This is a genomic window from Monashia sp. HAY1-2A (assembly GCF_056755315.1).
Map to the genome: position 1 here is coordinate 1 of NZ_JBNDHY010000002.1, position 23,714 is coordinate 23,714.

General features: G+C 72.2%; 21 protein-coding genes. 17 read left to right on the forward strand and 4 right to left on the reverse strand.

Annotated features, from left to right (window positions below; all coding sequences use genetic code 11):
* Positions 1 to 16: 16 nt before the first annotated feature.
* Positions 17 to 340 (reverse strand): hypothetical protein, encoded by a 324-nt coding sequence (locus ACPYOM_RS00395; RefSeq protein ID WP_481344455.1) that lies wholly within the window; start codon positions 338 to 340, stop codon positions 17 to 19.
* A gap of 17 nt (positions 341 to 357) precedes the next feature.
* Here ACPYOM_RS00395 and ACPYOM_RS00400 point away from each other — a divergent pair, with 17 nt between their 5' ends.
* The 15 genes from ACPYOM_RS00400 to aroQ all read left to right on the forward strand — a co-directional run bounded on the left by ACPYOM_RS00400 (position 358) and on the right by aroQ (position 18,227).
* Entirely contained in the window at positions 358 to 1,752 is a 1,395-nt protein-coding gene (locus ACPYOM_RS00400) for a replication-associated recombination protein A (protein WP_481339883.1), read from the forward strand.
* Positions 1,753 to 2,160: 408 nt separating this feature from the next.
* A complete protein-coding gene (locus tag ACPYOM_RS00405) occupies positions 2,161 to 3,189 on the forward strand; it encodes an ABC transporter permease (protein ID WP_481339935.1) in 1,029 nt (342 codons plus the stop codon).
* Positions 3,190 to 3,291: 102 nt separating this feature from the next.
* Positions 3,292 to 5,022, forward strand: a complete 1,731-nt coding sequence (locus ACPYOM_RS00410) for an ABC transporter substrate-binding protein (RefSeq protein WP_481339886.1) — start codon at positions 3,292 to 3,294, stop codon at positions 5,020 to 5,022.
* A 115-nt stretch (positions 5,023 to 5,137) separates the two neighbouring features.
* Positions 5,138 to 6,124: an ABC transporter permease gene (locus ACPYOM_RS00415; RefSeq protein ID WP_481339889.1), complete on the forward strand. Its 987-nt coding sequence runs from the start codon at positions 5,138 to 5,140 to the stop codon at positions 6,122 to 6,124.
* A complete protein-coding gene (locus ACPYOM_RS00420; protein ID WP_481344456.1) occupies positions 6,121 to 7,191 on the forward strand; it encodes an ABC transporter ATP-binding protein in 1,071 nt (356 codons plus the stop codon). Before ACPYOM_RS00415 ends, ACPYOM_RS00420 begins: the two co-directional genes overlap by 4 nt.
* Positions 7,188 to 8,240: an ABC transporter ATP-binding protein gene (locus ACPYOM_RS00425; protein ID WP_481339894.1), complete on the forward strand. Its 1,053-nt coding sequence runs from the start codon at positions 7,188 to 7,190 to the stop codon at positions 8,238 to 8,240. The genes ACPYOM_RS00420 and ACPYOM_RS00425 overlap by 4 nt, the downstream gene beginning before the upstream one ends.
* Positions 8,241 to 8,644: 404 nt before the next feature.
* Positions 8,645 to 11,323, forward strand: coding sequence for an alanine--tRNA ligase (gene alaS / locus ACPYOM_RS00430; RefSeq protein WP_481344457.1), 2,679 nt, complete (start codon positions 8,645 to 8,647; stop codon positions 11,321 to 11,323).
* Entirely contained in the window at positions 11,320 to 11,826 is a 507-nt protein-coding gene (gene ruvX / locus ACPYOM_RS00435; protein WP_481344458.1) for a Holliday junction resolvase RuvX, read from the forward strand. The genes alaS and ruvX overlap by 4 nt, the downstream gene beginning before the upstream one ends.
* Positions 11,827 to 11,946: 120 nt before the next feature.
* Positions 11,947 to 13,203: an endolytic transglycosylase MltG gene (gene mltG, locus ACPYOM_RS00440; protein ID WP_481344459.1), complete on the forward strand. Its 1,257-nt coding sequence runs from the start codon at positions 11,947 to 11,949 to the stop codon at positions 13,201 to 13,203.
* Positions 13,197 to 14,078: a shikimate dehydrogenase gene (locus ACPYOM_RS00445; protein ID WP_481344460.1), complete on the forward strand. Its 882-nt coding sequence runs from the start codon at positions 13,197 to 13,199 to the stop codon at positions 14,076 to 14,078. The genes mltG and ACPYOM_RS00445 overlap by 7 nt, the downstream gene beginning before the upstream one ends.
* Complete coding sequence (locus tag ACPYOM_RS00450) at positions 14,075 to 14,776, forward strand: prepilin peptidase (RefSeq protein ID WP_481339907.1); 702 nt, start codon at positions 14,075 to 14,077, stop codon at positions 14,774 to 14,776. The genes ACPYOM_RS00445 and ACPYOM_RS00450 overlap by 4 nt, the downstream gene beginning before the upstream one ends.
* A 96-nt stretch (positions 14,777 to 14,872) precedes the next feature.
* On the forward strand, positions 14,873 to 16,093 hold the full coding sequence (gene aroC / locus ACPYOM_RS00455) for a chorismate synthase (protein ID WP_481339910.1): 1,221 nt from the start codon (positions 14,873 to 14,875) through the stop codon (positions 16,091 to 16,093).
* Entirely contained in the window at positions 16,090 to 16,671 is a 582-nt protein-coding gene (locus ACPYOM_RS00460) for a shikimate kinase (RefSeq protein ID WP_481339937.1), read from the forward strand. The genes aroC and ACPYOM_RS00460 overlap by 4 nt, the downstream gene beginning before the upstream one ends.
* Positions 16,668 to 17,783: a 3-dehydroquinate synthase gene (gene aroB, locus ACPYOM_RS00465; protein WP_481344461.1), complete on the forward strand. Its 1,116-nt coding sequence runs from the start codon at positions 16,668 to 16,670 to the stop codon at positions 17,781 to 17,783. The genes ACPYOM_RS00460 and aroB overlap by 4 nt, the downstream gene beginning before the upstream one ends.
* A gap of 9 nt (positions 17,784 to 17,792) precedes the next feature.
* A complete protein-coding gene (aroQ, locus tag ACPYOM_RS00470; protein ID WP_481339917.1) occupies positions 17,793 to 18,227 on the forward strand; it encodes a type II 3-dehydroquinate dehydratase in 435 nt (144 codons plus the stop codon).
* Between the two features lie 109 nt (positions 18,228 to 18,336).
* Here aroQ and ACPYOM_RS00475 read toward each other — a convergent pair whose 3' ends face one another.
* Together ACPYOM_RS00475 and ACPYOM_RS00480 are read right to left on the reverse strand one after the other, a co-directional pair.
* Positions 18,337 to 19,407 (reverse strand): DUF3800 domain-containing protein, encoded by a 1,071-nt coding sequence (locus ACPYOM_RS00475; protein WP_481344462.1) that lies wholly within the window; start codon positions 19,405 to 19,407, stop codon positions 18,337 to 18,339.
* 49 nt (positions 19,408 to 19,456) lie between these two features.
* On the reverse strand, positions 19,457 to 21,502 hold the full coding sequence (locus ACPYOM_RS00480; protein ID WP_481344463.1) for a HelD family protein: 2,046 nt from the start codon (positions 21,500 to 21,502) through the stop codon (positions 19,457 to 19,459).
* 204 nt (positions 21,503 to 21,706) lie between these two features.
* Here ACPYOM_RS00480 and efp point away from each other — a divergent pair, with 204 nt between their 5' ends.
* Both efp and nusB read left to right on the forward strand, forming a co-directional pair.
* Positions 21,707 to 22,270, forward strand: coding sequence for an elongation factor P (efp, locus tag ACPYOM_RS00485; protein ID WP_323101757.1), 564 nt, complete (start codon positions 21,707 to 21,709; stop codon positions 22,268 to 22,270).
* A 16-nt stretch (positions 22,271 to 22,286) separates the two neighbouring features.
* Complete coding sequence (nusB, locus tag ACPYOM_RS00490; protein ID WP_481344464.1) at positions 22,287 to 22,700, forward strand: transcription antitermination factor NusB; 414 nt, start codon at positions 22,287 to 22,289, stop codon at positions 22,698 to 22,700.
* 21 nt (positions 22,701 to 22,721) lie between these two features.
* Here nusB and ACPYOM_RS00495 read toward each other — a convergent pair whose 3' ends face one another.
* Entirely contained in the window at positions 22,722 to 23,627 is a 906-nt protein-coding gene (locus ACPYOM_RS00495) for a LysR family transcriptional regulator (RefSeq protein WP_481339929.1), read from the reverse strand.
* Positions 23,628 to 23,714: the final 87 nt, after the last annotated feature.

Consider the following 23,714-nt stretch of genomic DNA (forward strand, 5'->3'; position numbering starts at 1 on the left):
TCCGTCGTCGGCAGCGTCAGATGTGTATAAGAGACAGGCGCACCACCGCTCGGTCGGCGAGGTCCGCGCCGGTCACCTGCAGCGTCAGCGTCTCCAGGGCGGGCTGGGAGGCCTCGATGACGTCCCGGGCCCTCGAGGACTCCGAGTCGACCGTCGGTGCGCCCGAGTGCAGCCGCTCGAAGAGCGACTGGCCGGTGACGCCCCCGACCGACACCGCGAAGCACGCGACGGCGACGACGACCCAGCCGGCGACCCACGAGCGGGGGTGGTGGGCGATGGCCCGGCCGAGCCGGGTGAGGAGCGAGGGCGGGCGGCCGCCCACGGCCGAGGGTCGGGACACACGGATAGGGTTCCACAGTGAGCTCCGACGACCTCTTCGGGTCCGCCGCGGCGGCAGAGCGTGCCGACCTGCCCGCGTCGGCGGGGACGGCGCCGCTCGCGGTCCGGATGCGGCCGCGGACCATCGAGGAGGTGCGCGGGCAGCGCGAGTCCCTGCGCCCGGGCAGCCCGCTGCGACGGCTCATCGAGGGCTCCGGCGGTGCCGCCGGCCCCCTGTCGGCGATCATCTGGGGCCCGCCCGGCACCGGCAAGACGACGCTCGCCCACCTCGTCGCCACGGCCGCCGACCGCCGGTTCGTCGAGCTGTCCGCCGTCACCGCGGGCGTCAAGGACGTCCGGTCCGTCATGGACGCGGCGGCCCGCGAGCGCGACCTCTACGGGCGCCAGACCGTCCTGTTCCTCGACGAGATCCACCGCTTCACCAAGGCGCAGCAGGACGCCCTGCTGCCCGGTGTCGAGAACCGCACCGTCATCCTCGTCGCGGCGACGACGGAGAACCCGTCGTTCAGCATCATCTCGCCGCTGCTGTCGCGCTCGGTCCTCGTCACGCTGGGCGCGCTGCCCGACGCCGACGTCGCCGACCTGCTCCGCGCCGCCCTCGACGACGAGCGCGGCTTCGCCGGCGCGCACACCCTGGACGACGACGCCCTCGACCACCTCGTGCGGATCTCCGGCGGCGACGCGCGCCGGGCCCTGACCTCCCTCGAGGCGGCGGCCGGTGTCGCGCTCGACGCCGAACCCGCCGGGCGCACCGACGACCGTCCGGTGGCCATCACCCTGGCCCACGTCGAGCAGGCGGTGGCGCACGCGGCGGTCCGGTACGACCGTGCCGGTGACCAGCACTACGACGTCGCCAGCGCCCTCATCAAGTCGATGCGCGGCAGCGACGTCGACGCCGCCCTGCACTACCTGGCGCGGATGCTCGAGGCGGGGGAGGACCCGCGGTTCATCGCACGCCGCATCGTCATCTCCGCGAGCGAGGACGTCGGCATGGCCGACCCGACAGCGCTGCAGACCGCCGTAGCGGCGATGCACGCCGTGGCGCAGATCGGGATGCCCGAGGCGCGGATCATCCTGGGCCAGGCCGTGGTCCACAACGCGCTCGCCCCGAAGTCGAACGCGGCCTACCTCGGCATCAACGCCGCCATCGCCGACGTCCGGGCCGGACGCGGGGGAGCGGTACCGCCACACCTGCGCGGCAGCGGGTACGCCGGTGCCGAGCGGCTCGGCCACGGGGCGGGCTACGTCTACGCGCACGACGAGCCTGACGCCGTGGCCCGCCAGCAGTACCTGCCCGACGACCTGCACGACGCCGTCAGCTACTACCGGCCCACCGACCGCGGGTTCGAGGAGCGACTGCGCACGCGGTGGGACTGGCTCGCCGGCCGTCTCGGCCGGACCCGTCGGTCCTGACGTCCGGGCCCGTCGGTCATGACGTCCGGACCCGTGGTCCTGACGTCCGCGTCAGGACCGGAGGTGCCTGGCGGTCCGACGGCTCGGCCACTCCCGCGCCCGACACGCCACGTTCGCGGTGAGTTGTCCAGGCGTGTTGCCGGCGTGACAGGTGGGGCCAGGGAGCCGTCCGACGGCCGAACATCCCTCCGGGCCCGCCCTCGTCCGCACGATGTTGTGCCGAACCGGACACTGGTAACGATTTGTCAACCAAGACCGTCTCGATGCTTGGACACCGGCCCGGCGTATGGCAGGGTGACGACGTCCCGCAGGGGGTGGAACGGCCCGTCCGTGTGCCTGTGCCGGGACCGGCGAGTGACCTCGTCGGTGATGGAACCCCACAAGGATGGAGACGACGCGTTGAACGCCATGCCGGGCTCTGCAGCTGCGACGCTGACGGAGGCGCCCGACGAGAGGACCGCCCAGGAGCCGAACCGCAAGCAGGTGAGGACCGGCCGTTCTCCGGGGCAGGTCGCCTGGGACCGGCTGAAGAAGGACAAGGTCGCCATCGTCTGCGGCGCCATCATCGTCTTCTTCGTCCTCGTCGCGATCTTCGCGCCGCTGCTGACCAAGCTCGAGGCGGTCGACCCGCTGACCAAGGCCGCGGCCGACCCGTACGCGACGCACACCGAGCTCGTCGACTTCAACGGCCTGCCGACCGTCGGCATGAGCTCGGCCCACTTCCTCGGCGTCGAGCCCCGACTGGGCCGTGACCTGTTCGCCCGCTGGGCCTACGGCGCCCAGCCCTCGCTCGTCATCGGGTTCGTCGCGGCGACCGTCTCGACGATCATCGGCGTGACGCTCGGCCTCGTCGCCGGGTACCTCGGCGGCGTCGTGGACCGCATCATCTCGTGGGTCATCGACTTCTTCCTCAGCCTGCCGATCCTGCTGCTCATCATCGCCATCGTTCCGATCGTCCAGAAGAGCATCGCCGCCGGCAGCGACCTCACCAACGAGCAGACGTCCCGCATCCGCTTCGTCGTGCTGATCTGCGTGCTCTTCTTCTTCGGCTGGATGGGCCTGGCCCGACTCGTCCGCGGTGAGGTGACGAGCCTGCGCGAGCGCGAGTTCGTCCAGGCGGCCCGGGCCATCGGGGTCCCCACCCGCCAGATCCTCTTCAAGGAGATCCTGCCCAACCTCGTGGGCCCCATCATCGTGTCCGCCTCGATCGCGGTCCCGGCCTACATCACCTACGAGGCGACGCTGAGCTACCTCGGCGTCGGCCTCGTCGAGCCGACGGCGTCGTGGGGCCGCACGATCGCCGATGCGCAGAACCTCTTCGCCACCTATCCGCTGTGGCTCTGGCCCTCGGTCATCGCCCTGTCGCTGCTCGTGCTCGCCCTGACGCTGCTTGGTGACTCGATCCGCGATGCCTTCGACCCCACCAGTCGCCGATAACCCACCCGTTCTCGGTCCTCACATGTCCCCGGCAAAGCGCCGGGACACGCACAAAAGGGAGCAACAACAATGCGCTGGACCAAAGTCCTGACCGTGGGAGCCGTGGCATCCCTCGGGTTTGTCGCGGCCTGCGGCGCTCCGGCAGCCAACAACGGCGGCGCCGGCGGCACCAACGGTGCCGGCAACGGCCCCGTCGAGGGTGCCGCTGCCGCCCTCGACCCGAACGCCAAGGGGCCGGCCCCCGCCGTCCCGGGCGCCAAGAAGGGCGGCATCCTCACCGTCGCCTACTCGTCGACGCCCGCCAACATGGACCCGAGCGACCAGTTCTTCCAGGACACGGCCGTCATCTTCTCGCTGACGCACCGCGCGCTGACGACGTTCACGATGCGCGACGGCAAGATGGTCCTCGTCCCGGACCTCGCCACCGACCTCGGCAAGCAGTCCGAGGACGGCCTCACGTGGACCTTCACCCTCAAGGACGGCCTGAAGTACGAGGACGGCACGCCGGTCAAGGCCCAGGATGTCGTGTTCGCGGCCAAGCGCTCCTTCGACCCCGACCTCGCCGCGGACGGGCCGACGTACCAGAAGGAGTTCTTCAAGGGCGGCGCCGACTACCAGGGCCCGTACAAGGGTGACAAGAACTGGAAGGGCGTCGAGGCCACCGACGACAAGACCGTCGTCTTCCACCTCGAGAAGCGCTTCGAGACGCTCCCGTACTTCGTCTCCTTCAACCAGTTCGCGCCGATCCCCGAGGCCAAGGACACCAAGGCCGACTACCAGCTGCACCCGCTGGCCACCGGTCCCTACATGTTCGACAAGTACACCCCGGGCACCGAGCTGACCCTCAAGCGCAACCCCAACTGGGACCCCAAGACGGACCCGGCGCGCAACGACTACCCGGACGGCTACCACTTCAAGTGGGGCGTCGACGACCTCAAGACGCAGACCGCCATCCTCGCCTCCAACGGCGACGACGCGACGACGATGAACTGGATGCCCATCGACTCCTCGCTCATCCCGCAGATCGAGGGTGAGAAGAAGTCGCAGTTCGTCGAGGGTCCGTCCTCGTGCGTGATCATGGTCAACATGGACGCCACGAAGATCCCCATGCCGGTGCGCAAGGCGATCGCCGCCGCGTGGCCGTTCGACTCGATCCACAAGGCCGCCGGCGAGACCTCGCACTCGTTCACCCCGGCCAGCACGATGATCCCGCCGCAGATCCCCGGCCACCTCGACTACGTCGTCGACGGCATGAACGGCCAGGGCGACGGCAACCCGGACAAGGCGAAGAAGATGCTCGCCGACGCCGGCTACGGTCCGGACAAGCCGTTCGAGCTCATCTACTACTACACGAACGACGACGACTCGGCGCAGAAGGTCAACCAGGTCCGCAAGCAGAAGCTCCAGGCTGCCGGCTTCAAGGTGACCGACATCGGCGTTCCCGGAAAGGAGCGCCGCGCGATCATCGGCAAGCCCAACGGCAAGTACAACATGCTGCAGGGCCCGCGCGGCTGGTGCTTCGACTGGCCGTCGGCCGACTCCATCATCCCGCCCACCGTCGGCTCCGGCGCCCTGTCGCAGGGTGGCACGACCTTCGGCAACTTCTCCGACGCCAAGATCGACGCCGAGATCAAGCGCATCCTGCAGCTCTCGATCGCCGAGCAGGGCCCGGAGTGGGGCAAGATGGACAAGTGGCTCATGGAGAACTACCTCCTGGCCATCCCGGACTACTACGACAAGGGCAACACGGTCTTCGGCTCGAAGGTCAAGAACGTCATGAACAACCCGAACAAGGGCATGCCCGAGATCACCCAGATCTGGCTCGACCAGTAAGTCGGTGCTGACGGCGTCCCGCCGCGGACGCATGATCTGAACCGACCGCGGTGGTGGGGGTCCGGCGATCCCGGACCCCCATCACTGGCGCCCGCCCCCTTGGAAGGCTCCTCCCGTGCTCACGTACATCCTGCGGAGGCTCGCGCTGGCCCTGAGCGTCGTCCTGGCGACCCTGGTCTCGGCGTTCCTCCTCTTCTTCGCCGCGCCGTCGGACCCGGCGCAGGCCTTGTGTCCCGACACGAAGTGCCCGCCGGCCCGCCTCGCGGCCATCCGCGCCAACCTCGGCCTGGACAAGCCGCTGCCCCAGCAGTTCACCGACTACTTCTCGGGCCTGTTCGCCGGCCGTGACTTCGTCTACGCCGGGGACCGGGTGCACTGCGGCGCGCCGTGCCTGGGCTACTCGTTCGTGACGCGGCAGTCCGTCAACGACGAGCTGTTCACGCGGTTCCCGAACACCGTGGTCCTGACGCTCATGGCGGCCGTCATCTTCCTGGTCGTCGGCATCACGCTCGGCATCCTGGCCGCCGTCCGGCGCGGCACCCCCTCGGACCGGGGCATCGTCGGCGTCTCGCAGGTCATCGGCGCGATCCCGTACTACGTGCTCGCGCTGCTCGTCGCGCTGTACCCCGTGACGCTGTGGCACATCCTTCCGCAGTACAGGTCGATCTCCTCGGGCGTCGTGCCCTACCTCCTCGGCATGCTGGCCCCGGCCCTCATCCTGGGCCTCGTCACCTCGACGACGTACGTGCGCTACACCCGCAACTCGATGCTCGAGTCGCTGTCGATGGACTACATCCGCACGGCGCGCTCCAAAGGCATCGGCGAGCGGCGGGTGCTCGTGCGCCACGGCTTCCGCGCCGCGATGAGCCCGATCCTGACGATCCTCGGTCTCGACATCGCCGCCCTGCTCACGGGAACCCTCATCACCGAGCAGATCTTCAGCGTCGACGGCATCGGCCGGCGCACCATCACGGCCTTCCGCAACGACGACCTGCCGGTCATCATGGGCAGCGTCCTCATGACCGCGGTCATCGTGGTCCTGATGAACCTCCTCGTCGACATCGGCTACTCGTTCATCGACCCGCGAGTGAGGCTCACGTGACCACGCCGTCGAACACCATCGCGACCCAGAGCGCGCAGGCCCAGAACGCCGGGGACGTCGTCCTCGAGGTCACCGACCTGTCGGTCGCCTTCCCGACCGAGGAGGGGGTCGTCAAGGCCGTCTCCAACCTCAGCTACCAGGCCCGCCTCGGCCGCACCCTCGCCATCGTCGGCGAGTCCGGGTCGGGCAAGTCGGTCTCGAGCATGGCGGTCCTCGGCCTGCACAACCCGAAGCGCACGCAGATCACCGGGAGCATCAAGCTCGACGGCATCGAGCTCGTCGGGGCGCCGCGCCAGACCTTCCAGCAGATCCGGAGCACCAAGGCCGCCATGGTGTTCCAGGACCCGCAGTCCTCGCTGCACCCGTTCCACAAGGTCGGCAAGCAGATCGCCGAGGCCTACGCGGCCCACCACAGCGTGAGCAAGCAGGTGGCGGCCAAGCGTGCCGTCGAGATGCTCGAGCTCGTCGGCATCCCGAACCCGCAGCGCCGGGCCAACCAGTACCCGCACGAGTTCTCCGGCGGCATGCGCCAGCGCGCGATGATCGCCCTCGGCCTCGTCAACAACCCGAAGCTGCTCATCGCCGACGAGCCGACGACCGCCCTCGACGTCACCGTCCAGGCGCAGATCCTCGACCTCGTCAACGACCTGCAGAAGGAGTTCGGGTCGGCCGTCATCCTCATCACGCACGACCTCGCGGTCGTCGCCGAGACCGCCGACGACATCCTCGTCATGTACGCCGGTCGCGGCGTCGAGAGGGGCGACGCCAAGGAGGTGCTGGCCCAGCCCTCGCACCCCTACACCTTCGGCCTGCTGCAGTCGGTCCCGTCGCACTCGGAGGACCGCGACGAGCTCTCGACGATCCCCGGCGCGCCGCCGAGCCTGCTCGCCCTGCCCTCGGGCTGTTCGTTCCACCCGCGCTGCGCGTTCAAGGACCTCGTCGAGGGCGACGCCTGCTTCACGCAGCTGCCCGAGTGGCGTCCGACGCCGGGGCTGTCCAACCGCCAGTTCCGGTGCCACCTCGAAGACCCGGTGACCACCCTGAACAGCGCCGAGGGAGCACGATGAGCGACCAGACGCTGCTGGAGGTCACCGACCTCCAGCGCTACTTCCCCTTCCGCGAGGTCCAGGGGCTGCGCATGGTCAAGGCCATGGTCAAGGCCGTCGACGGCATCAGCTTCTCGGTCAAGCAGGGCCAGACGCTCGGCCTGGTCGGGGAGTCCGGCTGCGGCAAGTCGACGACCTCACGCCTCGTGACCCGCCTCGACGAGCCCACCGGCGGGAAGGTCGTCTTCGAGGGCCGCGACATCACGCACCTGCCGGAGAAGGACCTCCGGTCCATCCGCCGCGACGTGCAGATGATCTTCCAGGACCCGTACAGCTCCCTGAACCCGCGGCACACCGTCGGTTCGATCCTCGCGACGCCGCTCAAGGTCCACGGTCTGCACCGGGGCAAGGAGAAGGCCCGCGTCCAGGAGCTGCTCGAGCTCGTCGGCCTCAGCCCCGAGCACATCAACCGCTACCCGTCGGAGTTCTCCGGCGGCCAGCGCCAGCGCATCGGCATCGCTCGCGCTCTCGCGGTCGAGCCCAAGCTCATCATCGCGGACGAGCCGGTGTCGGCGCTCGACGTGTCGATCCAGGCGCAGGTGATGAACCTGCTGGGCAAGCTGCGCGACGAGCTCGACCTCGCGTTCATCTTCGTCGCGCACGACCTCGGCGTCGTGCGCCACTTCTGCGACCAGGTCGCGGTCATGTACCTCGGCAAGATCGTCGAGTACGGCGACAAGAAGAAGATCTACGAGGAGCCGGAGCACCCGTACACGCAGGCGCTGCTGTCCGCTGCACCGGACATCAACGTCGCGCGCGGCATCGCCCCCAAGGAGCGCATCCGCCTCGTCGGCGACGTGCCCAGCCCGATCGACCCGCCGAGCGGGTGCCGCTTCCGCACCCGCTGCTGGAAGGCCCAGGAGGTCTGCGCCCAGACGGAGCCGCCGCTGGTGCCCTCCGAGGCGGCTCTGGCACCGGTCCGGTCCAAGCGCGAGAGCGGCAAGCACGTGCAGGCCTGCCACTTCCCCGAGATCAAGACCGACCTCGTGGCCGAGGTGGAGCCCGTCTGACGCGCCGCGAAAGCCGTCGGCGGCAGTCGGCCGGCGTCGGTCGGCAGCTCCGCCGGCGGCCCACGCGTGCTGGGCCGGTCCCCGCTTGGGGGACCGGCCCAGCCGCGTGTCCGGGGGCCCGAGCGTCTCGTCCGGGCGGGAACGCGGTGGGACCCGCAGGGCACCGTCCGTTAGGGTTGACCAGTGGCGCGAGGTCCGCGCCGACGAGTCGAAGGACGGATGCATCGTGGCCCGAGTGGCACGCAGGGTGGTCCCGGTCCGGGTGAGCGCGCGGCAGGCGCGAGCTCCCCGGGGGCCAGTCGCGCCCCGTTGAGGCGCCGGGCTGGCCCCGCCCCCACCTGCCCCGACCCGCGCCGTCGTCTCCGTGACGGCCCCGGACCACTCACCGACCCAAGGACTGACGCATGGAAACCGCTGAGATCAGGCGCCGTTGGCTCTCGTTCTTCGGCAGCCGCGACCACACCGTCGTGCCGAGCGCGTCGCTCGTGCACGACGACCCGAACCTACTGTTCGTCAACGCCGGCATGGTGCCGTTCAAGCCGTACTTCCTCGGCCAGGAGACGCCGCCGTACAGCCGCGCGACGAGCGTCCAGAAGTGCGTGCGGACCCTCGACATCGAGGAGGTCGGCAAGACGACCCGCCACGGCACGTTCTTCCAGATGAACGGCAACTTCAGCTTCGGCGACTACTTCAAGGAAGGCGCGATCGAGCTCGCGTGGGAGCTCATCACGAGGAGCCAGTCCGACGGCGGCCTCGGCTTCGACGAGAAGGACCTCTACGCGTCCGTCTACCACGAGGACGACGAGGCCATCTCGCTGTGGAAGAAGGTCGCCGGCCTGCCCGACGACCGCATCGTGCGGCTCGGCCGCAAGGACAACTACTGGAACATGGGCGTCGCCGGCCCGGGCGGCCCCTGCTCGGAGATCCTCCTCGACCGCGGGCCGGCGTACGGCGCCGACGGTGACTGGGAGGCCGGCGACCGCTACCTCGAGTTCTGGAACCTCGTCTTCATGCAGTACGAGCTCGAGAACGTCCGGTCGAAGGAGGACTTCGACATCGTCGGGGACCTGCCCAAGCGCAACATCGACACCGGCATGGGCCTCGAGCGCGCCGCCTTCCTGCTCCAGGGCGTCGACAACATCTACGAGACCGACGAGGTCTTCCCGGTCATCGCCGCGGCCGAGGACCTCACCGGCCGCCGCTACGGTGCGGTGCACGAGGACGACGTCCGCTTCCGGGTCGTCGCCGACCACGTGCGCTCCTCGCTCATGCTCATCGGCGACGGCGTCGTGCCGGGCAACGAGGGGCGCGGGTACGTCCTGCGCCGCCTGCTGCGCCGCGCGGTGCGCTCGATGCGCCTGCTCGGCGTCGACGCCCCGACCCTCGAGCACCTGCTGCCGGTCAGCATGGAGCGGATGAAGGCCTCCTATCCCGAGCTCGAGACCGACTTCCGGCGGATCAGCCAGGTCGCCTACGCAGAGGAGGACGCGTTCCGACGCACCCTGAGCGCGGGCACGACGATCCTCGACACCGCGGTCGCCAAGGCCAAGGCGTCGGGGGCGGCGACGCTCGGCGGGCCCGAGGCGTTCGCGCTGCACGACACGTACGGGTTCCCGATCGACCTCACGCTCGAGATGGCGTCCGAGCAGGGCCTGCAGGTCGACGAGGCCGGCTTCCGGCGCCTCATGGCCGAGCAGCGCGACCGCGCCAAGGCCGACGCCCGGGCGAAGAAGAGCGCGCACGGCGACACCTCCGTCTACCGGCAGCTGGCCGACGCGCTCGGCCGCGACGTCGAGTTCACCGGCTACGACCAGGTGCTCACCGACACCCGCCTGCGCGGCATCGTCCGCAACGGGGTCGTCGTCGAGCGCGCCGAGGCCGGCGACGACGTCGAGCTCGTCCTGGATCGCACCCCGCTCTACGCCGAGTCCGGTGGCCAGCAGGCCGACCACGGGCGGATCCGCCTCGCGAACGGCGCGCTCATCGAGGTCAAGGACGTCCAGCGACCCATCACGGGGCTGGTCGTCCACCGCGCCACGGTCCTCGAGGGCGAGGCGGCGGTGGGCCAGGAGGCCGAGGCGGAGGTCGACGTGCTGCGTCGGCGTTCCATCTCGCGGGCGCACACCGCGACGCACATGGTGCACCAGGCGCTGCGCGACGAGCTCGGCGAGACCGCGACCCAGGCCGGTTCGGAGAACTCGCCGGGGCGCCTGCGCTTCGACTTCCGGTCGCTGCAGGCGGTACCGGCTGAGGCGATGGGGCAGATCGAGGCCCGCATCAACGGGTTCCTGCTCGACGACCTGCCCGTGACCGCCGACGTCATGGGGCTCGACGCGGCCAAGAAGCTCGGTGCGATGGCGCTCTTCGGCGAGAAGTACGGCGAGCGCGTCCGCGTTGTCTCGATCGGCGAGTGGTCGCGTGAGCTGTGCGTGGGCACGCACACTCCGCGGATCGGCCAGATCGGGGTCGTCAAGCTGCTCGGGGAGGCCTCCATCGGCTCGGGTGTCCGACGGGTCGAGGCGCTCGTCGGCGCCGACGCCTACACCCATCTGGCCCGCGAGGCGGCGATCGTCAGCCAGCTGACCGACACGCTCGGCGTGCGCCGTGACGAGCTGCCCGACCGCATCAGCGGCATCCTGTCGCGCCTGCGCGACGCCGAGAAGGAGATCGCGGCGGTGCGCCAGGCCCAGGTGCTCGGCGCGGCCGCGGGTCTCGTCGCCTCGGCGCGCGACATCGGTGGCGTCACGTTCGTCAGCCACGACGCCGGCAGCGGGGTCGTCGCTGACGACCTGCGCGCTCTGGTCACCGACGTGCGCTCGAGGCTCGGCAACGAGCGGCCGACGCTCGTGTCCATGGCGGCGGTCGCGAACGAGCGGCCCGTCGTCATCGTCGCGACGAACGAGCGCGCCCGCGAGGCCGGCCTCAAGGCGGGCCACTTCGTCAAGCTCGCGGCCGCCGCCCTCGGCGGTGGCGGTGGGGGGCGCGACGAGCTCGCCCAGGGTGGCGGCACGGACGCCGGCCAGGTCTCGGCGGCCCTCGGCGCGGTCGAGGACGCACTGCGGAGCCGAGGCGCCGGCCAGTGACCTCGTCGGGCGCACGCCCCGGAGTTCGCGTCGGCGTCGACGTGGGCCAGGCCCGCGTCGGCGTCGCCGCGTCCGACCCGTCCGGGACTTTCGCCCACCCCGTCGAGACGCTGCCGCGTGACCTCGCGGCCGACGCCGACGTCGAGGCGCTCGCCGCGATCGTCGCCGACCTCGGCGCCGTCGAGGTCGTCGTCGGGCTGCCGCGGCTCCTGTCCGGGCAGGAGGGGGAGGCGGCCCGGCTGGCTCGCACGTATGCGTCCCTGCTGGCCGCGCGGCTCGGTACCGTGTCGGTGCGCCTCGTCGACGAGCGCTTGACCACCGTCGACGCGCACCGGAGACTACGCGACAGCGGGGTCCCCGGTCGCGGCCAGCGAGCGGTGGTCGACCAGGCCGCTGCCGTGCTGATCCTCCAGTGGGCCCTCGACACCGAGGCGGCCCTGGGCCGGGCGCCGGGCGAGACCGTCTCGCCCACCGGAAGACGGAAGAAGGAACGCCGACGATGAAGGACCACCTGGAGTCGTCCATCTTCGGCGACCACGACGACACGTACGCCTACGACGAGACCGCGCCGGGCGCCTACGAGCACGACCTCGCCGCGGGTGGGTACGACGGGTACGGCAGGCATGCGGACCACGACCACGTCGCCGGCCACGGGGGGACACGAGGCAGGCCACGGTCCGGCACACGGTGCCGACGCGGAGGGTGCCGTCCCCCTGACCCGGCGCGAGCGTCGCGAGGCCGAGCAGGCCGCCCGGGCGCGCGGACGCCGCAGACGCGACGCCGGCTCGTCCACGGGGGCACCCAGCGCACCTGCACCCGCCGCGCGACGCTCCGGCAAGCCGTCGGTGCTGCGCCGCATCATCGTCATCGTCCTCGCGCTCGGTCTCATCGGTGGCGGCGTGGGCGTCGCCTACAAGGCGTTGCGGCCCGTCGTCGAGGACTTCCTCGAGGCCAACGACTACCCGGGCCCGGGCTCCGGCCAGGTCCAGGTCACCGTCGAGGACGGCCAGGGCGGCACCGCCATCGCCAAGACGCTCGTCGAGGACGACGTCGTCAAGTCGACGAAGGCGTTCATCGAGGCCGCGAACGCCGACCCGAGGAGCGCCGGCATCCAGCCGGGCATCTACACGCTGAAGAAGCAGATGCGCGCCGCCGACGCCCTCGCCGTCCTCGTCGACCCCAAGAACCGCGACATCACCCGGGTCACCATCCCGGAGGGCCTGTGGGCCACCGAGATCTACGCGCGCCTGTCGAAGGGCTCGGGCATCCCGGTCGCCCAGTACGAGGCCGCGGCCAAGAAGGTCGACGAGCTCGGCCTGCCACCGTCGGCCAAGGGCAACATCGAGGGCTACCTCTTCCCGGCCAGCTACGAGTTCGGGTCAAAGACGACCGCGCTCGACCAGCTCAAGCAGATGGTCGCCGAGTCGATGAAGCGCCTCGACGCCCTCGGCATCGCGCCGGACCGGATGGAGCGCGTCGTCACGGTCGCGAGCCTCGTCGAGGGCGAGGCCCAGACCGAGGCCGACCAGGCCAAGGTGGCACGGGTCATCGAGAACCGCCTCGCCCAGAACATGTCCCTCGGCCTCGACTCGACGGTCAACTACATCTTCAAGAAGCGCGGCGTGCCCACCCAGGCCATGCTCGACAGCGGCAGCCCGTACAACACGCGTCGCTTCCCGGGTCTGCCGCCGGGCCCGATCGCCAACCCCGGCGACCAGGCCCTGCAGGCGGCCGCCTCGCCGGCGCCGGGCGGCTGGTTGTACTTCGTCACCGTCAACCTGGCCACCGGCGAGACGAAGTTCGCGACGACGTACGAGGAGCACCAGCGCAACGTCCAGCAGTTCCAGCAGTGGTGTGCGGCCAACAAGGGCAAGTGCTGACGCCCTGGTGCGAGGTGTGGGGCAGCCCCATCGCGCACTCGCTCTCGCCGGTGCTGCACCGGGCCGCCTACACGGCGCTGGGTCTCGGCTGGACGTACGGACGCCGCGAGGTCGGGGCCGACCGGTTCGCCGGCGAGCTCGAGGCCCTCGCGGACGGGTGCCGGGGCCTGTCGCTGACGATGCCGCTCAAGGAGGCGGCCCTCGCGGCCGCGTCCGTCGTGGACGACGCGGCCCGCGCCACCGGTGCGGCCAACACGCTGCTGCCGACCGCCGCCGGCTGGTCGGCGCATAACACCGACGTCGTCGGCGTCCGGCGGGCGCTGGCCGAGGCCGGTGCCCCCGCGCCCCGATCGGTGCTCGTCGTCGGGTCGGGGGCCACGGCGCGCTCCACGGTCGCGGCGGTGGCCGGCACCGCCCGGCGGGTCGTCCTCATGGTGCGCGACCGGGCCCGACCCGAGACGCTCGAGCAGGCGCGCGCGTCGGGCCTCGAGGTCGAGGTCGTCGGTCTCGGGCAGTGGACGCCGACCGACGTCGTCGTCAGCACCGTGCCCCCTGCGTCCGTGGTCGGCCTGGACCGGCTGCCCGTGGCCGACGCGTCGACGCGCCCGGTGCTGCTCGATGCCGTCTACGCCGGCGGCACGACGCCGCTCGAGCGGGCCGCTGCGGCCGCCGGCTGGGTCGTCGCCCCCGGTACGGACATGCTCCTGCACCAGGCCACCCGACAGGTCGAGCTCATGACCGGGCGCCCCGCGCCCCTCGAGGCGATGCGTGCCGCGCTCGACGCCGTCCTGGCGGCCCGGGCGGTCCGGACATCTCAGCAGGCGGCGGGTCGCGACGACCGCGCAGGTACGGCCGAGGCGGGGACCGCGTCGTGACCTGGGTCGCCGCGCCGCCGACGCCGTGGTGGTTCGTCGTCGTGGTGGGTCTGGCCGGCCTCGGTGTCGGTGAGCTCCTGCGCCGGCGGCTCGCGACCCTGGGCTACCGGCTCGACGATGAGATCGGTCCGGGACCGCGCGTCGGGCCGTGGGTCGTGACGGCCTCGACCGGGCTGCTCTGGGCGGTCCTCGCCTGGCGGTTCGGCCCCCTGTCGGAGTGGGCGCTGGCACCGGCCTACCTCGTCTTCTCCGCGGTCGCGGTAGCGCTCTCGTGGATCGACGCCGACGTGCACCGGCTGCCTCGGGGCCTGACCCGCCCGGCATATGTCGTCCTGCTCGTCCAGCTGACCGTCGCCTCGCTCGCGTCGGGGGACTGGGCGGCCCTGCGTCGGGCCGTCGTCGCGGGTCTCGCGCTGTGGGCGGTGTTCCTGCTGCTCGCCCTGCTCGCCGCGTTGCTGGGCAGCGGCTTCGGGTTCGGCGACGTCACCCTGGCCGGCCTGGTCGGGCTCGCCTCGGGCTACCTGTCGGTGGTGGCGACGCTCGTCGCGGCGTGCGCGGCCTTCCTCCTCGCCGGCGCCTACGGCGTCGTCCGGCTCACGGTGCTGCGTGGTTCGCGCAAGGACGACATCGCCTTCGGTCCGTGGATGCTCGTCGGGTTGCTCCTGTCGCTGCTCACCGAGGTGCGGTTCGTCCTCTGACCGTGGTGCGTCCGGGTGCGGTCGCCGGTGTGGCTGCGGTCGTCCGCCTCGCGGGCGGGTCGGAGCCGGCGACAGGCTGCGTGGGAGGATCGGGACATGTTTCGTTGGTTGACCGCCGGTGAGTCCCACGGCCCGGCGCTGGTGGCCGTCCTCGAGGGCGTCCCGGCCGGTGTCGAGGTCGGCGCCAAGGACCTGCAGGCCGCGCTCGCGCGGCGCCGGCTCGGGTACGGGCGCGGCGCCCGGATGAAGTTCGAGCAGGACGAGGTCGAGTTCCTCGGGGGCCTGCGCCACGGGGTGACGATCGGCTCGCCCCTCGCCGTGCGCATCGGCAACAGCGAGTGGCCCAAGTGGACGACCGTCATGAGCCCCGAGGCCGTCAGCGACGAGGCGTACGCCGCCGCGGACGACGTCAACGCCGAGAAGGAGGTCGCGCGCAACAAGCCGCTGACCCGCCCCCGGCCCGGCCACGCGGACCTCGTCGGCATGCAGAAGTACGGGCACGAGGACGCCCGTCCCGTGCTCGAGCGGGCCAGCGCGCGTGAGACCGCGGCGCGGGTCGCGCTGGGTGAGGTCGCCGCGCGCTTCCTGGAGCAGGCCTACGGCATCCGGCTCGTGTCGCACACGGTCTCGATCGGCACCGCAGCGGTCAGCCCCGACGCGCCCGTGCCGACGCCCGACGACGTCGAGCGTCTCGACGCCGACCCCGTCCGCGCCTTCGACGTGGCCGGGTCGGCCGCGATGGTCGCCGAGGTCGACGCCGCCCGCAAGGACGGCGACACCCTCGGTGGCGTCGTCGAGGTGCTGGCCTACGGCCTGCCTCCGGGCCTCGGCTCGCACGTGCACTGGGACCGCCGGCTCGACGGCCGCCTGGCGCAGGCGCTCATGAGCATCCAGGCGATCAAGGGCGTCGAGGTCGGGGACGGCTTCGAGACGGCCCGCCGCCGCGGCTCCCGGGCCCACGACGAGATGGACCTGCTCGAGGGCGCCATCACGCGTCGCACCGCCCGGGCCGGCGGGACCGAGGGCGGCATGTCCAACGGCCAGCCGCTGCGCGTGCGCGCGGCGATGAAGCCGATCAGCACCGTGCCGCGGGCCCTCGCCACCGTCGACGTCGCGACCGGTGAGGCCGCGACCGCCATCCACCAGCGCTCCGACGTGTGCGCCGTCCCCGCGGCAGGCGTCGTCGCCGAGGCGATGGTGGCGCTCGTGCTCGCCGAGGCGTGCCTCGAGAAGTTCGGCGGCGACTCCGTCGCCGAGACCTCGCGCAACCACGCCGCGTACCTGGCGGCGATCCCGGAGGGGCTGCGGACGTGGTGACCGCCGACTCCGGGCAGCCGACGGACGCCACCGAGGCCACGGAGGCCAGGGGGGCCGAAGAGGCGACGCGTCCGGTCGCCGTCGTCGTCGGGCCGCCCGGTGCGGGCAAGACGACCGTCGGCAAGGCGCTCGCCGAGCGACTGGGGGTCGCCTTCCACGACGTCGACGCCGCCGTGGAAGCGGTGGAGGGGCGCAGCATCTCCGACATCTTCGTCGACGACGGCGAGCCGGTCTTCCGGGAGCTCGAGCGGGCCGAGGTGGCCCGGTCGCTCGCGGAGGAGACCGGCGTCGTCGCACTCGGGGGCGGGGCGGTGATGGACCCGCTGACCGAGGAGGCGCTGCGGGGCCACGTCGTCGTGTTCCTCGACGTCGCCATCGCCGACGCGAGCCGGCGCATCGGCTTCGACCGGTCCCGTCCGCTGCTCGCCGTCAACCCGCGCGCCTCGTGGGTCACGATGATGAACCATCGCCGCCCCACCTACGAGCGCGTGGCGTCGGTCCGCGTCGACACCGCGGGCAAGGCTCCGGAGGCCGTCGTCGACGAGGTCGTCGCGCTCCTCGAGGCGGGGCGGGCGTGAGCGGCACGGCCGCGCCGACGACGATCAGCGTCGGCGGACAGTACGACGTCGTCATCGGCTCCGGTGCCCTCGACCGGGTCGGCGAGCTCGTCGGCGAGGGAGTCGAGCGCGTCCTGCTCGTCCACCCGCCGACGCTGCCCGACCTCGTGGCGCGCGTCGCCTCGGCCCTCGAGGCGCGCGGGTACGCGGTCCTTGCCGCCGAGGTCCCCGACGCCGAGTCGGCCAAGACCGCCGCGGTGGCCGCAGACCTCTGGTCGCGGCTCGGCCGGGCGGGTTTCACCCGCAGCGACGCCGTCGTCGGCCTCGGCGGTGGCACCGTCACCGACCTCGCGGGCTTCGTCGCGGCGTCGTGGCTGCGTGGAGTACGCGTCGTGCAGGTGCCGACGACCCTCCTCGGCATGGTCGACGCCGCCGTGGGCGGCAAGACCGGCATCAACACTCCCGAGGGCAAGAACCTCGTCGGCGCATTCCACCCGCCGGCCGGGGTGGTCTGCGACGTCGGCGTGCTCGCGACACTGCCGCGGGCCGACCTCGTCGCGGGCCTCGCCGAGGTCGTCAAGTGCGGGTTCATCGCGGACCCGCGCATCCTCGAGCTCGTCGAGGACGACCCGGCATCGGCCTGCCGGGCCGACGGCCCGCACGTGGTCGAGCTCGTCGAGCGGGCGGTCCGGGTCAAGGCCGAGGTCGTCGCCGCCGACCCGCGCGAGAGCTCGCTGCGCGAGATCCTCAACTACGGCCACACGTTCGGGCATGCCATCGAGCAGGTCGAGGGCTACACGTGGCGTCACGGCGAGGCGATCAGCGTCGGCATGGTGTACGTCGCCGAGCTGGCGCGGCTCACCGGCCACCTCACCGGACCGGAGGGCGACCACCTGGTCGCCCGCCACCGAGCAGTGCTCGGGTCGCTCGGCCTGCCGACGACCTACCGCGGCGACCGGTGGGAGTCGCTGCTCACGGCGATGCGCCGGGACAAGAAGTCCCGCGGGTCGACCCTGCGGTTCGTCGTGCTCGACGGGCTCGCCGTCCCCACGCGTCTGGTCGGCCCGTCCGACGCCGTCCTCGAGGAGGCGTACCGCCTCGTGTCGCGGGCCGGCGGTGCGGGGGCTCACTAGACTCCGGCCATGACGGCAACGGTCTTCGTCCTGTCCGGTCCCAACCTCAACCGGCTCGGCACCCGCGAGCCGGAGGTCTACGGCTCCGACACGCTGGACGACGTGCACGCCGCGGTCCAGCGCGAGGCGCGCGACCTCGGTCTCGTCGCCGACTGCCGGCAGACCAACCACGAGGGCGAGCTCATCGACTGGCTGCACGAGGCCGTCGACTCCGGCGCCGACGTCGTGCTCAACCCCGGTGCCTTCACGCACTACTCCTACGCGGTTCGCGACGCGTGCGCCATCGTCACGACGAGCGGACGCAGCCTCGTCGAGGTGCACCTGTCCAACCCCGCCGCGCGCGAGGAGTTCCGGCACACCTCGGTCGTCGCCGGCGTCGCCACCGGCACCGTGGCCGGCTTCGGCCTGCAGAGCTACCTGCTGGCGCTGCGCGCGCTGGTCTGAGCGAGCGCGTCGAGGTCCCGCACCGGACAGGTCGGTGTCGACGAACCGGGCTGCGGCCGAGGTCTGGTGCCGCTCCGAGGGGAGGCGCCCCCGCTCGCTACGTCAGTGCTCAGTCAGGGTGAGCAGTGACGTAGGGCCGAGCGACTGAGGGGTCCGGCAGAGGCCGGTCGACGAGCGAGGTCGGGGACAGGAACCCCTGAAGCAGCGGGTCGCCGAGGACGTCGGGCGACCGGCGGGCGACACCGGCCAGCAGGTCGGCGACCTGCACGCGGGGGTCGTCGCGGGAGTCGACGGTGACGAGTCCGGCCAGGGCGGAAGGGGATCCGTCGGCCGCGCCGGCGAGCACCTCCTGCAGACGGCGCAACCGGTCGGCCGTCAGGGCGCTCTGCTCGTCGTGGACGACCAGCACGCGACGTCGTCCGTCGCTCCAGAACAGCACCGTCTCGGCGAGCGCGGGCAGGAGCGGCTCGAGCGGCGGCGGCACCGACCGGTCGCCGTCGGCCAACCGGGTCGTCACCTCGATGACGCGCTCGCGCTCGACCGCCGCGAGGACGCCCATCGCCTCCGTCCGCCCCCGCTCGGCCTCGTCGCCGGTTGCGCTGAGCGCCCTGAGAAGCGCTTCGCGTGACACCAGGAAGGCGTCGAGGGAGGCCGCGTCCGGCGCGTGACGGGCCTTGGTCCGCACGACGTCGGAGAGGGCGCGGAGGAAGGCGGACCACTGTGCCCGGTGCGCCCGTCCGGCGCGGTAGAGCGCCAGCGACGCCCCCGGGTCGACCGCCGCCAGGCGGGTGCCCGCAGCGTACGACGGCTCGACGAGGAACAGGTCGACGACGCGGCTGACGAGGAACAGCTCCTTGTCGACGACGTGGACGTGGGCGTGACCACGGAGCCGCTCGAGGAGCCACTCGAGGGCGGCCCGGGCGTCGGGCCCCCGGAGCAGCGGTCCGGACTTGACCTCGTCGAGCGACCACCTGACCCCCGCGTGCAGGGTGCGGACGACGTCGGCGGCCTCCGCGACGGGCAGGTCGACGCTGGCGTGGACGAACAGCGGCGTCGCGGCGTCGAGCAGGTTGGTGCCGGAGAAGCCGGACTCGTCGCAGGCGATCTCGACGACGTCGTCGCCCACCTCCCCGGTCGGGGGCAGGCCACCCTGGGGCGGCAGCCGCCGCTCGCTCACCACGCCCCCATGCTCGCCCGCAGGCGGCGGGAGCGCCATCGAATTGCCGTGCTCAGCCGGCCAGGGCGTCGGGGAGCGGCTCGGCGTGCACGACGGTGAGCGCCGAGACGGCGCGCGTCAGCACGACGTAGAGGCGCCGCAGCCCGGTCCGTCCGTCAGGCTCCGCGGCGGCGATGGCCGCCGGCTCGACGACCACCGTGCGGTCGAACTCGAGTCCCTTGGCGACGCCCGCCGGCACGACCTCGACCTGGTGGTCCTCGTCGTCGCCGTGGTCCCGGTCGAGCCGGCCGTGCGGGATGCCCGCGGAGGTGAGCCCGGCGGCGACGTCGGCGACCATGGCGTCGGGCGCGATGACGCCGACGGAGCCGGGCTCGGCGCTCGCCTCTCGCACGACCCGGGCCACGGCCGCCATGAGCTCGCCGGCCACGGGCACGACGTCGAGGCGCCCGGGGTTGGACCGCACGGACACCGGCGCACCGAGACCGGGCGCCATGGCGGGCAGCAGCCGGGCCGCGTAGTCGATGACCTGTGCCGGCACGCGGAACCCGCGGTCGAGCACGACGAGGTCGTGGGACTCCTTGCCGAGGTGGCGCATCGCGTCGGCCCACGACGAGGTGGCCCACGGCGTGGTTCCCTGGGCGATGTCGCCGAGCACCGTCGCCGACCCGGTGGAGCAGCGCCGACCGACGGCGCGAAGCTGCATGGGGGACAGGTCCTGCGCCTCGTCGAGGACGACGTGCCCGAGGCTGGGCACTCGGTTCAGCAGATCGCCGATCTCGTCGAGCAGGGCCATGTCCGCCCGGCTCCACCGCGCTGCGCCCTTCGTGCGGGCCGGCTTGTCCCACAGGAGCATCCGCTGCTCCTCGGCAGTGAGATCGTCCTCCGCAGCGGCAGCCAGTGCCTCCGCGTCGGACCAGAGCCGGTGCAGCACCGTCTGCGGGTCGAGGGCGGGCCACACCGACGCGACGTACTTCTTCATGGCGGGCGACTTCGCGACGGACTCCTGCACGCGGTCGTCGGGGGCGTCGCCGTCGCGCTCCATCCCGAGCAGGACGTGGTGCGCGAGGCGCATCGGCAGCAGGTCGCGGGCCGCGGTGTACCGGACGCCGCGAGCGGCCAGCTCGTCGAGGATCTCCTGGACCTCGTACGCCGGCACGCGCCACTTGCGGACGCCGCGAGGCACGACGAGCGCCTCGGTGGCCCGCGCGACGGTCGACCACACGGCCCGGCGCAGCACCGCCGCCAGGCGCGCGTCACCCTTGAGCGTCGCGACCGCCGCGGGCTCGTCGACACGGACCCGGCCGTGCTCGAGGAGGCTGTCGATGGTCGCGTGGCCGACGCGGACCTCACCGAGCGAGGGGAGGACCGCGCCGATGTGGTCCAGGAACGCGCGGTTGGGTCCGACGACGAGCACCCCGGATCGGTCGAGGCGCTCACGGAAGGAGTAGAGCAGCCACGCGGCGCGATGCAGCCCGACCGCGGTCTTGCCGGTGCCCGGGGCACCCTGCACACAGATCGTCGTCCCGACGTCGCTGCGCACGATCTCGTCCTGCTCCGGCTGGATCGTCGAGACGATGTCGCGCATCGGCCCGGTGCGGGGACGCTCGATCTCGGCCGCCAGCAGCGAGCCACCGGACGCGTCGTCATGGACCGCAGGCAGCCCGAGGTGCTCGTCCTCGATCGCCGTGAGCCGGCCGTGGTCGACGCCGAACCGGCGACGCAGCACGACGTCCATCGGCTCCAGGTGCGAGGCGCGGTAGAACGCCGTCGACACCGGCGCCCGCCAGTCCACGACGACCGGGTCGCCGGACTCGTCGCTGACGTGCCGGCGCCCGACGTGGAACGACTCGGCCGGGGCATCCGCCGGCTCGAGGTCGATGCGGCCGAAGAAGAGCGTCGTGCGCGGGTCGTCCTGCAGCGAGGCGATGCGTCGGGCGAGGACGCGGGAGAGCACCTCGCCGCTGACGGCGTCGCTGGCCCGCGACGCGTCGAGCGCCTCGGCGGCCTCACGCATCCGGCCCAGCTCGGCCCGCGCACGGTCGAGGAAGGCCTGCTCTCGTGCGAGCTCGTCGCTCAGGGTGTTGGTGGGCGCGGGCACGGCGAAGCCGCCTCTCTCGGGCCGGGACACGTCTGGGGGACCGGCGAGCCTACACCTGCCCCGGCCCGCGCGGCACCGGCGATTCCGCGATCGGCGCGGGCCACGGCTAGACTTGCGCGGCACCTTCCACGACATCTAAGCGACCGGGTCCCGGCGCGCCCGCGGGGCGCCCACCGGCCGGCACACGAAAGCGGTTTCCAGCAGATGGCATCTACGAACGACCTGAAGAACGGCCTGGTGCTCAACCTCGAGGGGCAGCTCTGGTCCGTCGTCGAGTTCCAGCACGTCAAGCCGGGCAAGGGCCCCGCCTTCGTGCGCACCAAGCTCAAGAACGTCCTGTCGGGCAAGGTCGTCGACAAGACCTTCAACGCGGGTGTCAAGGTCGAGACGAGCAACGTCGACAAGCGGACGATGCAGTACCTGTACAAGGACGGCTCGGACTTCGTCTTCATGGACACCGACACCTACGACCAGCTCAACGTGTCGGAGACCACCGTCGGTGACGCCGCGAACTACCTCCTCGAGAACCAGAACGCCATCGTCGCCACGCACGAGGGCGCGCCGCTCTACGTCGAGCTGCCGGCGTCCGTCGTCCTCGAGATCACCCACACCGAGCCGGGCCTGCAGGGCGACCGCTCGACGGGTGGCACCAAGCCGGCCACGCTCGAGACCGGTGCGCAGATCAACGTGCCGCTCTTCCTCGAGACCGGCACGAAGGTCAAGGTCGACACCCGCGACGGGTCGTACCTCGGCCGCGTCAACGACTGATCGGACGCGGACCCACGTGGCTGCACGCACCAAGGCCCGGGCCCGGGCCCTCGACATCCTCTTCGAGGCCGACCAGCGCGGCGTCAACGCGGTGACCCTCCTCGAGGAGCGCCTCGCCGACCGCGATTCGCGGGCGGGCAACAACCCGTACACGGCCGACATCGTCCGCGGTGTCGTCGGGCACTGGAACGACATCAACGCGGCGCTCACCGACTACAGCCAGGGATGGACGATCGAGCGGATGCCGGCGGTCGACCGGGCGCTGCTGCGTCTGGGTGCGTGGGAGGTGCTCTGGAACGAGGAGATCCCCGACGGTGTCGCGATCTCCGAGGCGGTCGCGCTCGCCACTGAGCTGTCGACCGACGAGTCGCCGAGCTTCGTCAACGGCCTGCTCAGCCGTCTCGCCGAGGTCAAGGCCACGATCGTCTGACCCGGACGCCGCCGCGGGCCCCTAGGCCTCGCGGGTCGCGGCGGCGATGGCGAGCAGCTCGGCGGCGGCATCGCTCGGGCGCTGGCTCTGGTTCCACACCGCACGGATCGAGCGCGGCATCGTCAGGTCGACGACGGGCACGGCGACGAGACGCCCGGACCGCAGGTCGCCGCGGACCGCGAGCGCGGACAGGACGGCCGGGGTCCCGGTGGTGACGACGGCGTCGCGCACCGCCCCGGTCGAGGACAGCTCGAGCGCCGGCGCGACGTGGCCGGGGACGGCCCGCTCGTACGTGCGACGGGTTCCTGAGCCGGCCTCGCGCACGACGAGCGGCGTCGCGGCGAGCTCGCCGGCGGTGATGCCGCGTCGCCGCCTGGCCCACGGGTGGTCGCGCGGCACGACGACGACGAGGGCGTCGGAGGCGACGGTGCGCCGCGCCAGCCCGCGTGGCACGGTCGGGCCCTCGACGAACCCGAGGTCCACCTCGCCGGCCGTCACCGCTGCGACGACGTGCTCGGAGTTGGCCGGGACCACCTGCACCCGCACGCCGCCCGTGGAGGCGCGCAGGGCGCTGGCCCACCCGGGCAGGAGGCACTCGGACACGGTGTTGCTCGCCGCGACCCGCACGACGCTCTCGCCTGCGGTGCGCAGGCCCGTGACGCCGTGCTCCAGCGCGCGTGCGGCGTCGACGACGTCGCCGGCCCACGTGACGACGAGCTGCCCCGCGGCCGTGAGCTCGACGCCTCGGGAGGTGCGGGTGAAGACCGCGACACCGAGCACCCGTTCGGCCGCGCGGACCCGTGCGCTCATCGCCTGCTGGGTGACGCCGAGCTCAGCGGCGGCCGCGGAGATGCTGCCGCACCGCGCCACCGCGAGCAGGGCGAGCAGCGAGCCGGTCTCGGGCACGTGCCGCAGGTCGGAGGACATCCCGCCATCGTACCCGTCCACAAGTCCGACCTTGTGGGCTCACGCATCGGTGGCGCTTCCGAGCGGACGGTGCGGGCAGCGAGGGTG